The sequence below is a fragment of the Guptibacillus hwajinpoensis genome (assembly GCF_020524165.1).
Lineage (GTDB): Bacteria > Bacillota > Bacilli > Bacillales > Guptibacillaceae > Guptibacillus > Guptibacillus hwajinpoensis_D.
In genome coordinates, this window is record NZ_JAIVKU010000003.1 from 496376 (window position 1) to 508945 (window position 12570).

Genomic DNA, 12570 nt, shown 5'->3' on the forward strand with positions numbered 1-12570 from the left:
ATGGTACGTGAAACGTATTTTGTAACACCAAAAGGTGAGCTTCATGAGACAAATGTTGGTACTCAAATGAATGCATTTGAAATTAGAGCAACGAAAGAAGAAAAAATGGAAATGGAACGTGCGATTGAGAAGTTGCGCTCACAGAAATATGTCCAGCAAAATGATTTCTTTTCATTGAACCATTATAATGAAGATGAAGTAGACAGCCATCGTGATTGGACAGATGAAGCGATTTATAACCTTTATGAAATGATTCATCGGTTAGGAACAAATAAGACAAAAGCGCAAATCGATCAAATGGGTGTTTTATCTGCACTTAATCATAATACGAGAAATTAAGAGGCCAAAGCCTCTTTTTTCTTTGTGAACAACGGTGTTTTAAGTAAAGAATAAGAGTATTTTCTAGAAGAACTCCGCTCATGCCCTTCCTAAATAATCTTAGCCACATAAAGTAATAATGTAGTTAATGAATTTTAAAGAGGGGGATAAAGATGAGCGGCGGAGGATATGGTAAAGGGTTTGCGTTAATTGTTGTCTTGTTTATCTTATTAATTATTGTAGGAGCTGGCGCGTTTGGCGGCGGCTATGGTCCAGGACCAGGCGTCGGCGGAGCAAATTACAATCCTTATTGTTGTTAATGAGAAAGAGGAACTGACTAAGGAGAGTCAGTTCCTCTTTTTTTCGTTCGTTTCTTTCTCATCGTTTGTATGTAAGAAATCAGTAGCCCTTCCAAAAGAACGATGAAAGCTTGGTGAACGGTTGGAAGTTGAATAAGACTATAGAAGAAAGACTGCAAGAGCAATAAACACAAAATCATTTTATCAAAGGAATGGGACATACGATTGTTATGAAGAATGATGAGAAATGTGTCACGGTACTGTTCTTTTTTTATGGCAGTCAATTGTTGGTGGGTTGCCCATATAAACACAGGGACAAATAAATAGGATATGACCTCACTGGAAAGATAGTAAAGAAGGAGCCCACCTAGAAATAGTAATCTTATATAAATCCAGACATACGAGCCTTTACGCAAAAAAGTTCGAACCGAAAGATAAACGCGTGGATCTTTTACATTCATAAAAGTGGGGATCCACCCAAGGTATCTTCTCGTCCGTACGAGATTTTGTAACGAAGGAACGTCAACGAACAGGTTAGCAAATTGCTCAAATCGATTTTTCTGTGATGCTTCAAGTTCAATTAATTTTTCCCACTGTAGCACCATCTTCTTAGGTGAAATGAAAGGAAGAGATATTAGAATAACCAACAAGAGGAGGCAAATCCAAAAAGCTTCTTTCAAAGTAGCATAGAGTGCCACACTGTTGATGATAAACAGATAAGGTCGTACCCACTTTTTCTTTACAAAGTAAGATTGGATAATGACAAGTAAAGACAGGAAACTAAGAACGAGTAGAATGATGCTACCCCATATAAAATCATGCGTTTGAAAGTCTAACCTTATTAATAAAGGGAGAGTGAGTAAACCAGTAAGGAAGATGAGTGAAAGCCATCGTACGTAAGAATAAAAGGCGCTATATTGAATGTATTTCTTCATTCGTCCTTCATAGGCAAGTAGAAAAACCTTATCAGCTGGAAGTAGAAAGAACTTGACTTCAAGTGAACTGATCACTGCGCTAATGATTAGCGCTGTGACTAACAACGATGGAAAATCTTCTGGAATCGTTATTAGAAATCGTTGATAATAGACAGCCCCAATTCCACCTAGGAGAAGTAAGGCAATGAGAAAACCTCCTTGGAAAATATAGCTTAAATAGCTGAATCGATGGCGGAAATATTGACTAAACCTCATTTTCCATAGTTTTGTCAATGATGTTCCTCCTTTCTGTAAACTCACTAAATAAATCGAAACATTTTATTATTTTTATTCGTCTTATTAGTGTAATGGATTTCAATAAATTCGCATCCTGCTTTTTTACAATATAGTAAAAAAGACTTAAATGTCGACTAGTTTGTTTGACACTTGACTTCATGAGGAATGTGATTAATAGAGATGAAATACTACAATAATTAAAAGGATGAGTAATTTGAAAAAATACATAGGAATCGCCATGTTGGTCGGTGCGCTTACATTTACTTCTGGCTGTGGAACGAATTTATCAAAAGTTGCAGAAGAACATTCTCAAATGGTGATGTCTTCAATTGAAACAAAAGCGGAAGCAAAGACGATCTCAGTCGAAAAACCTAATGTCGAACAACTATCAACAGACCTCATGGATCGAATCGTTCAGGAAACAGACGCGAATTACAAGGTAAAGGAATTTCAGTCAATCGAGGAAGTAGAGCAACATTTACAGAAAGTAGCATCAAAAGAACTTGCTTCTCAAATTGCTGATGTTTATTTTGAAGAACGTGATGGTGCTCTTTACCTTATTCCTACAGAACTTTTTCCATGGGTTAATACAGATAAGCCTTATGAATTAAATCAAAAAAGTGAATTTGAGTATCAACTAACTCAGTCAAACGAATCGGACTTATATGGTACTTACACAATTAAGATCAATTTTGTTTATGAAAATAATCACTGGATTATTAAGAACTTTGAGATTCAATAAGACGAACGCACGGTTAAACACCGTGCGTTTTATTATGAGATCTTATAAGTGAAGCAACTCGTATTTCTCTTTTTGAACAAGGGGATTGGACAAGGGCCGGCTACTCTTTTACAATAAAGTAAGAAACTAAAGGACGAGGTTATCAAATGAGCGAATTTAAGTTTACAGACTACTATCATAATCAGGTAACTCTTTCTTTCCTGGACCACCCATACTCTTCAGCTCCTAAGCACGTCTGGGTTATTTGTCGCCTCGATAATCAGTGGTTGTTAACGGAACATGCAAGAAGAGGCATTGAGTTTCCTGGTGGTAAAGTGGAAAAGGGCGAAAATGCGGAAGAAGCTGCCGTTCGTGAAGTCTTCGAAGAAACGGGAGGCGTTGTGAAACGTCTACAATATGTTGGACAGTACCGAGTAGAGGGAAAAGGTGGAACAATTATTAAAAACGTTTACTACGCTGACATCGATCGTCTTGTGAAAAAAGATGACTATATGGAAACGAAAGGTCCTGTTCAGCTGAAATCGCTCCCAGAAGACCTCCACTTAAATGAGCGCTATAGCTTTATGATGAAGGATCAAGTCCTGACGTACAGTTTAAAACATCTTAATTATTTGTAGTAAAAGCAGTAAGTGGAAATGAGAATAGTAGCCAAAAAGCCAGTACATTGTACTGGCTTTTTAGAATAACTAGATGGTTTCTTTTCCTGGTTCCACATGAATAATCGCATTCCGAATGTCGTACTTTTTTTCCAGCTGTGCTTCAATTTTGTCAGTAATTGTGTGTCCTTCTTTAATGTTTAGATGAGGCGCTACTTCTACAACCGCATCAACGATGATCTTATTTCCAGCCATCCTCGCTTTAATATCTACCAGCGTCTCCACACCTTCAATTTCTTGAATGGTTGCTTCAATATCATTTAATTTCTCTTTATCAAAACCATCAGTCAGCATGAGGGAGGAATCCTTAAAAATATCGTAAGCAGTCTTACAGATGATAAGGCCCACAATGAACCCTGTTAAAGGGTCAAGCCAGTGCATGTTAAATCGTGCGCCAATAATTCCAATAAACGCTCCCAGGCTGACAAGGGCATCGGATAGATTGTCTTTTGCTGCAGCCATTAGTCCGTGACTTTCCGTTTTTTTAGCAAGTCTGGAATTATAAAGATAGACGCTTCCCATCACAACCATCCCTAGGAGGGCAACCCAGGCAGATGTTAGTGGCGGAGATGATACTTTCCCATTAATTAAAACGGTGGCCGTATGAAAAAGGACCTGAATACCAATCGCAAACATCACAAAAGATGCGAAGAGGGAAGAAACCGTTTCTGCTCGAGAATGGCCATATGGATGATTAAGATCGGCGGGTTTGAGAGAAATCCTCATTCCGATTAAGACGGCAACTGATGCCACAATATCCGATGCATTGTTCCAGCCGTCTGCTAACAGCGCCTCTGAACCAAAGAGATAACCAGCACCTAATTTTATGATGGAAAGGAAAAGGTAGGCGGCAATGCTAAGCCATACGCCTCTCAGTGCATTCATTTTCTTCACCTGTCTTTAATTAAGAAATATGTTCTTCTATATGCTAGCAGATGGCGTTAGGGTGGGTCTATAGCAATCATTTTGCCAAAGGTAAGACGTGTAGGAACACAACAGGTTTGTAACCTATGGCTAACTAGTTTGCCCACTTACAACAAAAAAAGCCCCTCTTGAAGAGGAGCTAATGTTTGATCAATTTCCGTTCCAGCCATTCAACACCTAGATACATGATAGACGAGAAGATCGCAATCATAAATAAACTTAGTAAAACGAGTGTGAAATTAAATACTTGAAACCCATAGATGATCATATAACCGAGTCCCTGTTTTGACACGAGAAATTCTCCAACAATGACCCCTACCCACGATAACCCCACATTGACTTTCAGTGTAGAGATGATAGCGGGAAAAGAAGCAGGAAGAATCACCTCGCGAAAAACCTGTTTTTTATTTCCGCCAAATGAACGAATAACTTTAATATAATTTGGCTCTACCGTATGAAATGAGTGAAAGATCACGAGTGTTGTGATAATAATTGAAATTGAGGCACCCATTGTAATGATAGAAATGTAGCCTGGTCCAAGTGCAACGATAATAATGGGACCAAGCGCTACTTTAGGCATGGAATTCAATACGACAAGGTACGGATCAGAAATTCTAGACGCTTTCCTTGACCACCATAGAATAGCAGCGAAAAGAGTTCCAAGTAGCGTCCCCAAAATAAATCCTGCTATCGTTTCAAGTAACGTTACCGTTGTATGGAGTACTAATGAACCATCTTGAAGCTTTGTTAAAAAGAGAGAAGCAATCTTTGTTGGATAACTAAATAATAATGGATCAACCCAGGTGTACCGTCCTGCAAGTTCCCATAGTGAGAGAAATACGAATAGAATAAAGATCTGCCAGGTTACTATTTCGTTTTTTTCTCTTTTTAACTTCTTAAGATACTGTTGATGCTGTTTCTTAAGTAGGAGATTGTTCAAGAGAATCAAGCTCCTTCCATATCAATTGGAAATTTGCAGAGAAAGTAGCATCATTTCTAGCATCAAAAGGCAGCATCGTTTGAAGTTGGGAAGGAACATGAAAAATTTTTGCGATTTTACCTGGTCTCGGAGATAAAAGGATGATGCGGTCCGACATTGCAATCGCTTCTCCTATATCATGCGTCACGAGTATAGCTGTTTTTTGATGGGCTTTTAACGTTTTGAAGACAAGATCTTCAAGTTTTAGTTTTGTTTGATAATCAAGAGCTGAGAAAGGTTCATCTAATAGTAGAAGATCTGGATTAGTTGCAAGCGTTCGAACGAGGGCAACCCGCTGTCTCATTCCGCCAGAAAGCTGATCGGGATAGGCGTGACGTACGTCAGAAAGCCCCATGCTCTCGAGTAATGCTAACGTGCTTTCTTTTTTTTCAGGAGTCAATTTGTTTAAGAGCTTTAAACCGATATAACAATTTTCTTCAATCGTTTTCCAGGGAAACAAGTAATCTTGTTGAAGCATATAGCCCATTCGCTCTCCAGGTGATTCGATCATCTTGTTCTGAAGAGAAACGCTTCCTTCTGTTGGCTGTAACAACCCTGAGATAATTGATAACAAAGTGGATTTTCCGCACCCACTGGGACCAAGTAGCGATACAAATTCACCTTCAGAAATGGAAAACGAAAGATCAGATATGGCTTCCTTGGCAGCACTTTTCGTTAAATATACATGTGAGATTGCATTCAGTTGAAGGAAAGACATCGTATTTCCTCCTATTGTTGAGCCTTTTCTGCATAGCTGTTATCGACTAGTTTACTATAATCGACACGCTTTGGAAGTTCGCCAGCTTCATCCATGATATTTTGTAGGTTATTCCACTCTTCTTGGTCTAAAATAGGGTTAGTGGCGAATGAATGTTGGCTTTTATAACGGTCGACTACTGTTGTAATCAGATCCAGGTCTGTATCTTGGAAAAAGGTTTCAATTGATTTTGCGATTTCTTCAGCTGAGTGGGTATCTACCCATAACTGAGCTTCATAAAGTGCTTCAGTAAATCGTTCTGCTACATCCGAATTTTTCGTTAAATAACTTTCTTTAGCCATATAGCTTGTGTATGGTATCTTTCCAGACTCTTTTCCGAACGACGCCACGATGTGCCCGACACCCTGTTCTTCAAAAACACTTGCAGTCGGTTCGAATAGTTGAACATAGTCCCCAGTACCTGATGCAAACGCGCTTGAAATGTTAGCGAAATCGATATTTTGAATGAGGTTTAAATCATTTTGTGGATCAATGCCTTTTTGTTTCAGCACATATTCTCCAGCCATTTGTGGCATGCCGCCTTTTCGCTGCCCTAGAAATGTACTTCCTTTTAAATCTTCCCAATTAAAATGATCGACTTTTTCTCTTGAGACAAGAAAGGTTCCGTCTGTTTGTGTAAGCTGAGCAAAATTTATAACCGGATCATCGGTGCCCTGTGCATACACATAAATGGAGGTCTCAGAACCGACTAAGGCGATATCGGCACCATTTGAAAGCAGAGTGGTCATTGTTTTATCTCCACCCCATGTTGTGGTTAGCTCGACATCAATTCCATGTTTCTCAAAGATTCCTTCTGATAGCGCCACATATTGTGGTGCATAGAAAATCGAACGTGTTACTTCAGCAATGCGTACTTGATCATTTCCAGTATGATTGCCACATGCGGTTAGAAGGAGAAGAAATACACCTATAAAAATACTGCATCGAAATATCCAGCTTTTTTTCATTGTTTAGCCCCCACAGTTGTTACATGAGATAGGCTCATGTTTAAGATACTATAGCCTATGAATTTCGTAACATTGTGTGTTTGGCAAATATAAAAATGATTGAAGAAGGCAAGAGGGAGGAGTGTGTTGTTTTGGGAGGTTTATGATTCTTTGGAAGAATAGTTCGAGCGTTTTAATAGGAAATCACTTGCGAAAAATGCTTAAACTGAAGACAAAAACAAAAAGCACCATTTAGGTGCTTTTTAATAAGTTTACACGTTAGGACCAGCATTTCTAATTTCTTCAGATACGTTTGAGAATTTCTCGAAGTTTTTAACAAATTGAGACGCAAGCTCTTTTGCTTTTACGTCATAGTTATCTTTGTGTTCCCATGTTTGTTTCGGTTGCAGTACTTCAGCTGGAACGCCAGGGCAGTGAGAGGGGATGTGCAAACCGAAAATAGGGTCTGTTATTGTCTCGATGCGATCCAGTTCACCATTTAAAGCAGCTTGAATCATCGCTCTTGTGTAGGATAACTTCATTCGCTTTCCTACGCCATAGCCTCCACCAGACCAACCAGTGTTTACAAGGAAAACCTGAACATCGTGTTCCATGATTTTCTCACCAAGCATTTCTGCATACCTGTGAGCAGGTAACGGTAAAAATGGAGCACCAAAGCAAGTGGAGAAAGTGGCTTCAGGTGAAGTGACTCCTCTTTCTGTTCCAGCGAGCTTACTCGTATATCCAGAAAGGAAATGGAACATTGCTTGTTCCTTCGTTAGCTTGCTGATTGGAGGAAGAACACCGAAAGCATCAGCAGTTAAGAAGATGATCGTATTAGGATGACCTGCTACGCTAGGTATCGCGATATTAGGAATGGCATCAATCGGATATGCCGCTCGTGTATTTTCGGTTAAACTCGTATTATCGTAATCAGGTTCACGGGAATGAGTATCCATCATCACGTTCTCAAGAACCGTTCCAAACCGAATCGCATCCCAAATTTCAGGTTCTTTTTCTTTTGATAAGTTGATGCATTTAGCATAGCAACCGCCTTCAATGTTAAAGACGCCGTTCATGGACCAGCCATGTTCATCATCACCGATAAGAGAACGATGAGCATCAGCAGAAAGTGTCGTTTTACCTGTACCAGATAAACCGAAAAATAGAGCAACGTCTCCTTCTTTACCAACATTGGCGGAGCAGTGCATTGAAAGAATATTGCGCTCAGGTAATAAGTAGTTCATCACAGTGAAAATCGACTTTTTGATTTCACCTGCGTATTCTGTACCACCAATTAACACGGTGCGTTTCTCAAATGATATGATAATAAACGTTTCAGATTTTGTGCCGTCTACTTCAGGGTCTGCTTGAAAACCAGGCGCAGAGATCACAGTAAATCCTGCTTCATGGTCTTGAAGCTCAGATTCATTCGGGCGAATAAAGAGTTGGTGTGCAAAAAGGTTATGCCAGGCATATTCATTAATCACCTGGATGGGTAGTCTTGATGACTGGTCAGCACCAGCAAATCCTTTAAATACATAAAGATCCTTTTTCTCACCAAGATAGTTCAATACTTTTGTGTAAAGGTTTTCAAAACTTTTTTCGGAAATTGACTGATTTGTTTCCCAATTTACTTTGTTCTTTACGGATTCTTCGTTTACAATGAACTTGTCCCCAGGAGAACGTCCGGTGTATTTTCCGGTTTCAACTCGAAGTGCGCCTGTTGAAGAGAGTGTCCCTTCATTTTTAAACAAAGAATGTTCAACCAGTTCAGAAACTGATAAATTCACATGTGGATTGTTCTTATTTAAGATAGCATCTAATAACGGTGAGGAGAAGGAAGCTGTTTTCATACGTTAAACCCATCCTTTATGAAAGATTTCGTTGACTGACTTGTTTAACTCAAAAATAGTATAACACATTCACATAAATATTCTATACTAATCTATGTATTTTTGCTTGAAAAGTGAAAAAAAGGTGAATAACGATTTGGTTAGGTTTAACTGCCCTCTTCTTAATGAAAGAAGGCTTTTTTTATGGGAGAAAATAAGAGGGGATGAAAATGAGCTTTTTAAGTAATTTCACCTTTCAACCTGAACATAAAGACCGTGTTCAAATTGAAAGGCTCCAGTGCCTGCCGGGTCTAACCGGAGGCTTCCGCTTTTCATGTCTAGCTGCAGTGGGCAGGGTCTCGATGGCTTCACCCTACAAAATGAACACAAAGACCGTGTTCTTTTTGTAGGGCTCCAGCGCTTGTCGACCCTAAACGCCCACTTCCGCTTTTCGTGTCTAGCTGTGCGGGCTAAATCCTCCGACTGTTTCACACTTTCGATTGAGACAAAAAGCGTCTCAGTCGAAAGGGCTCCAACATCCTGCGGATTTAGGCAGGCCCGCTCCGCTTTTCGTGTCTAGCTGCAGTGGGCAGGGTCTCGATGGCTTCACCCTACAAAATGAACACAAAGACCGTGTTCTTTTTTATAGGGCTCCAGCGCTTGTCGACCCTAATCGCCCACTTCCGCTTTTCATGTCTAGCTGCGACTCGCAGAAACTACGATATTTCACTCCTTCACAGGAACACAAAAAGCGTGTTCCAGTTCAGGAGTTCCAATATCTTCGTTTCTAACCGCTCGCCTTCGCTTTTCTTCATTGACACATCCTTTTATCTGCGTTATTATATTTCGAGAATGGATACTCTTATCCCGAGCAGGCGGAGGGACAGGCCCGATGAAGCTCAGCAACCAACTCCTATACAACAGGATTAAGGTGCTAACCTGCAAGACAATAGTCTTGGAAGATAAGAGGCGAAAGGCATGAGATACCAGCTCCTTTTCCCTCTAAATAGAAGGAAAGGGCTTTTTTAATGTCGTTGAGGTTGATGACACTATAAAAAAAGGTAAGACGATAAGATATTGAATTCGTTCTCTCGTTTCGGCACAGGATAATAGGGAAATGAGTACCGTATCCATTACAACATAATTAGATAGAACCCTTAAGGAGGTACTTGAGTGAGTAATCGTCGTTTGTTTACTTCTGAGTCAGTTACAGAGGGGCATCCTGATAAAATTTCAGATCAGATTTCCGATGCCATTCTGGATGATATTCTTGCGCATGATCCAAATGCGCGCGTTGCCTGTGAAACTACAGTAACAACTGGTCTTGTATTAGTTTCCGGTGAAATTACAACTTCGCACTATGTAGATATTCCGAAAGTCGTTCGTGAAACCATTCAAACAATCGGATATACACGTGCAAAATACGGATTTGATGCTGAAACATGTGCAGTTCTTTCTTCAATTGATGAACAGTCTGCCGATATAGCTGCAGGTGTAAATGTCGCTCTTGAAGCGCGTGAAGGCACAATGTCCGATGATGAAATTGATGCAATTGGTGCTGGTGACCAGGGACTTATGTTTGGTTACGCATGTAATGAAACAGCGGAATTAATGCCACTTCCGATTTCTCTTGCACATAAATTAGCGCGTCGTTTGAGCGAAGTAAGAAAAGAAGAAATTCTTCCTTATCTTCGTCCTGATGGAAAAACTCAGGTTACAGTGGAATATGATGAAGCTGGAAAGCCAGTTCGCGTGGATACGATTGTTGTATCAACACAGCATCACCCTGAAATTTCACTTGAACAAATTCAGCGTAACATTAAGGAACACGTTGTGAAGCCGGTTGTTCCTGCAGAATTAATTGATGAAGAAACAAAGTATTTCATTAACCCAACAGGACGCTTTGTTATTGGTGGTCCACAAGGTGATGCAGGTTTGACAGGAAGAAAGATTATCGTGGATACTTATGGTGGTTATGCACGTCACGGTGGAGGGGCATTCTCTGGTAAGGATGCAACGAAAGTAGACCGTTCTGCTGCATATGCAGCTCGCTACGTTGCGAAAAACCTTGTAGCAGCAGGTCTTGCAGATCGTTGTGAAGTTCAGCTTGCATACGCGATTGGTGTTGCTCAACCAGTATCGATTGCGATTGATACATTTGGCACTGGGAAAGTGTCAGAGGAACGACTTGTGGAGCTAGTGAGAGAGAACTTTGACCTTCGTCCTGCAGGCATTATTAAGATGCTTGATCTTCGTCGCCCTATTTATAAGCAAACGGCTGCGTATGGTCATTTTGGACGTACGGACATTGAGCTTCCTTGGGAGCAAACGGATCGTTCAGAATCCCTTAAACAGGGTGCTGGAATTTAATAAATAAAAAAAGAGGCCACTGGTCTCTTTTTTTTTGCCTTCATGTATTCAATGGGGAAAAGAATGAGAACGCCACCATATCTGGGAGCCGGAGCGGTGGCGAGAGGTGGGATTGCACCGGCTACTAGCATGCATAAATGGGAAGAGAAGGTGTGACGGAATCGTAAGGGAGGGTCTTCTGTCAGATCATCTTTATTGAATGGATTGTACTGAGATGGATCCCAATCCTTTATAAATGTTCGGTCGTCCAATTGAACAGTAAATCAGATCATAGGTGTTGGCAATGATTCGCATTTCATCGAGCGTATATAAATTATGACCGTCTACGATTAAAGGAAGGTTGAGTCCTTTAATGATCTTTCCCCAATTCAGTTGTTTAACCGATACTAGTTCACTCATTAATAAAAGGGCATCACAACCTTGGACTGATTCGTAAATGGTATTCATTTCGTTATCTTGTTTGCCCCTCGTTTTTTCAGTATCAAACTGTTGAACAAAGGCACCTTCCTCTTTTAGTTTCTTAATGACGAACTTATAAGGGGGAAGGGCTGGTAGAGCTTTCACGGTAGATGAAGTAAAAATAGCAATCTTAGCACCTTGAAGAGTACCTAGGAAATCTTTCAATTTCTGAATCAATAGTTCTGGTTGGTATTGATCGATTTCTTCAATGGCTTTAAACATTCGATTTGCGGAAGAAGATTCTTTGATCATTGAACGAAATGAAGCAAGTTCCACTAAGGTGTCGGTACCTAGAAAAGAAGAGCCGGGATGAAGAGAGTGCTCAGTAAATTGGGGTGTCTTTGGTAATGACCCCTGAATCAATTCGACGTCACCCCCATATTTTTCTGCCGCCACAGCGATCATTGTGAGACACGAGGTTTGCAACGATTGATACGTATGATAAGCGTATCTCATTAATTCTGCACTAGAATGGTCCATATATTGAAGAGACGAAGAGATCGGTTCATAGAATGTTTCCATTGCGCGACACGCTCGAAGCGAAGAACAGCCGATAATGATTTGTGAAGGGTACAAAAAATCCTTTACTGCGGAGCCTTTTCGAATAAAATCTGGATTGCTTACAACATCGAAGGAGCGATCAGATACATCCTGTTGGATGAGAATGTCTTCTACTTTTGATGCTGTTCCTGGAGGGACGTTACTTTTAATAATGAAGGTTTTATGCTTTTTAATTGTGAGGGCGATTTTTCTTATAAAACGAAAGAAACAAGTAAGATCAGGGTTTTCTTGCTCATCAACTGGAATAGGTTCTGTGAACAGAAGAATGTCTGCTTCAGAAGCGGCTGTTAATCGATTAACGGAGAAACTTAATTGACCATCTTTTTTAGCTTCTGCCAACATTTCTAACAATCCTTCTTCTTCCACAGGAATCTCACCTGAATGAAGTGCATCAATTTGACTTCGATCCTCATCGGTACAAACGACATTGTGACCATGTGAGGCAAAAATAGCTGATGCGGTTAATCCAATTTCATTTGTACCAAAAACAGCAAGTTTCATTATTTTTCTCC

General features: G+C 40.1%; 11 protein-coding genes, 1 pseudogene and 1 riboswitch. Of the genes and pseudogenes, 5 read left to right on the plus strand and 7 right to left on the minus strand.

What is annotated here, in order from left to right:
* The gene (locus tag LC090_RS05710; RefSeq protein WP_226656124.1) at positions 1 to 339 is read left to right on the plus strand and encodes a hypothetical protein; all 339 of its coding nucleotides are present in this window, start codon (positions 1 to 3) and stop codon (positions 337 to 339) included.
* Positions 340 to 491: 152 nt separating this feature from the next.
* Positions 492 to 566: pseudogene (locus LC090_RS22240) on the plus strand (YjcZ family sporulation protein); the annotation flags it as partial.
* 89 nt (positions 567 to 655) lie between these two features.
* On the opposite strand, the gene LC090_RS05720 reads toward LC090_RS22240, so the two are convergent.
* Entirely contained in the window at positions 656 to 1825 is a 1170-nt protein-coding gene (locus LC090_RS05720) for an ABC transporter permease (protein ID WP_226656126.1), read from the minus strand.
* 217 nt (positions 1826 to 2042) lie between these two features.
* Here LC090_RS05720 and LC090_RS05725 point away from each other — a divergent pair, with 217 nt between their 5' ends.
* The gene (locus LC090_RS05725) at positions 2043 to 2570 is read left to right on the plus strand and encodes an IseA DL-endopeptidase inhibitor family protein (protein ID WP_226656128.1); all 528 of its coding nucleotides are present in this window, start codon (positions 2043 to 2045) and stop codon (positions 2568 to 2570) included.
* A gap of 146 nt (positions 2571 to 2716) precedes the next feature.
* The gene (ytkD, locus tag LC090_RS05730; RefSeq protein ID WP_226656130.1) at positions 2717 to 3187 is read left to right on the plus strand and encodes an RNA deprotection pyrophosphohydrolase; all 471 of its coding nucleotides are present in this window, start codon (positions 2717 to 2719) and stop codon (positions 3185 to 3187) included.
* A 69-nt stretch (positions 3188 to 3256) separates the two neighbouring features.
* Here ytkD and LC090_RS05735 read toward each other — a convergent pair whose 3' ends face one another.
* The 5 genes from LC090_RS05735 to pckA all read right to left on the minus strand — a co-directional run bounded on the left by LC090_RS05735 (position 3257) and on the right by pckA (position 8689).
* Positions 3257 to 4111, minus strand: a complete 855-nt coding sequence (locus tag LC090_RS05735; RefSeq protein ID WP_226656132.1) for a cation diffusion facilitator family transporter — start codon at positions 4109 to 4111, stop codon at positions 3257 to 3259.
* 178 nt (positions 4112 to 4289) lie between these two features.
* A complete protein-coding gene (locus LC090_RS05740) occupies positions 4290 to 5090 on the minus strand; it encodes an ABC transporter permease (protein ID WP_226656135.1) in 801 nt (266 codons plus the stop codon).
* The gene (locus LC090_RS05745) at positions 5071 to 5847 is read right to left on the minus strand and encodes an ABC transporter ATP-binding protein (protein ID WP_226656137.1); all 777 of its coding nucleotides are present in this window, start codon (positions 5845 to 5847) and stop codon (positions 5071 to 5073) included. The genes LC090_RS05740 and LC090_RS05745 overlap by 20 nt, the downstream gene beginning before the upstream one ends.
* A gap of 11 nt (positions 5848 to 5858) precedes the next feature.
* On the minus strand, positions 5859 to 6854 hold the full coding sequence (locus LC090_RS05750) for an ABC transporter substrate-binding protein (protein ID WP_226656140.1): 996 nt from the start codon (positions 6852 to 6854) through the stop codon (positions 5859 to 5861).
* A gap of 251 nt (positions 6855 to 7105) precedes the next feature.
* Complete coding sequence (gene pckA / locus LC090_RS05755) at positions 7106 to 8689, minus strand: phosphoenolpyruvate carboxykinase (ATP) (RefSeq protein ID WP_226656142.1); 1584 nt, start codon at positions 8687 to 8689, stop codon at positions 7106 to 7108.
* Positions 8690 to 9527: 838 nt separating this feature from the next.
* A riboswitch (SAM riboswitch) is annotated at positions 9528 to 9637 on the plus strand.
* Between the two features lie 204 nt (positions 9638 to 9841).
* Here pckA and metK point away from each other — a divergent pair.
* Positions 9842 to 11038: a methionine adenosyltransferase gene (gene metK / locus LC090_RS05760; protein WP_224592960.1), complete on the plus strand. Its 1197-nt coding sequence runs from the start codon at positions 9842 to 9844 to the stop codon at positions 11036 to 11038.
* A gap of 192 nt (positions 11039 to 11230) precedes the next feature.
* On the opposite strand, the gene LC090_RS05765 is transcribed toward metK, so the two are convergent.
* Positions 11231 to 12559, minus strand: a complete 1329-nt coding sequence (locus LC090_RS05765) for a nucleotide sugar dehydrogenase (RefSeq protein WP_226656144.1) — start codon at positions 12557 to 12559, stop codon at positions 11231 to 11233.
* Positions 12560 to 12570 lie beyond the last annotated feature (11 nt).

Bases quoted from the DNA above. Each gene is read 5' to 3' on its own strand.
- LC090_RS05745 (WP_226656137.1), bottom strand. From the start codon at position 5,847: ATGTCTTTCCTTCAACTGAATGCAATCTCACATGTATATTTAACGAAA.
- ytkD (WP_226656130.1), top strand. From the start codon at position 2,717: ATGAGCGAATTTAAGTTTACAGACTACTATCATAATCAGGTAACTCTT.
- LC090_RS05765 (WP_226656144.1), bottom strand. From the start codon at position 12,559: ATGAAACTTGCTGTTTTTGGTACAAATGAAATTGGATTAACCGCATCA.
- pckA (WP_226656142.1), bottom strand. From the start codon at position 8,689: ATGAAAACAGCTTCCTTCTCCTCACCGTTATTAGATGCTATCTTAAAT.
- LC090_RS05750 (WP_226656140.1), bottom strand. From the start codon at position 6,854: ATGAAAAAAAGCTGGATATTTCGATGCAGTATTTTTATAGGTGTATTT.
- LC090_RS05735 (WP_226656132.1), bottom strand. From the start codon at position 4,111: ATGAATGCACTGAGAGGCGTATGGCTTAGCATTGCCGCCTACCTTTTC.
- LC090_RS05710 (WP_226656124.1), top strand. From the start codon at position 1: ATGGTACGTGAAACGTATTTTGTAACACCAAAAGGTGAGCTTCATGAG.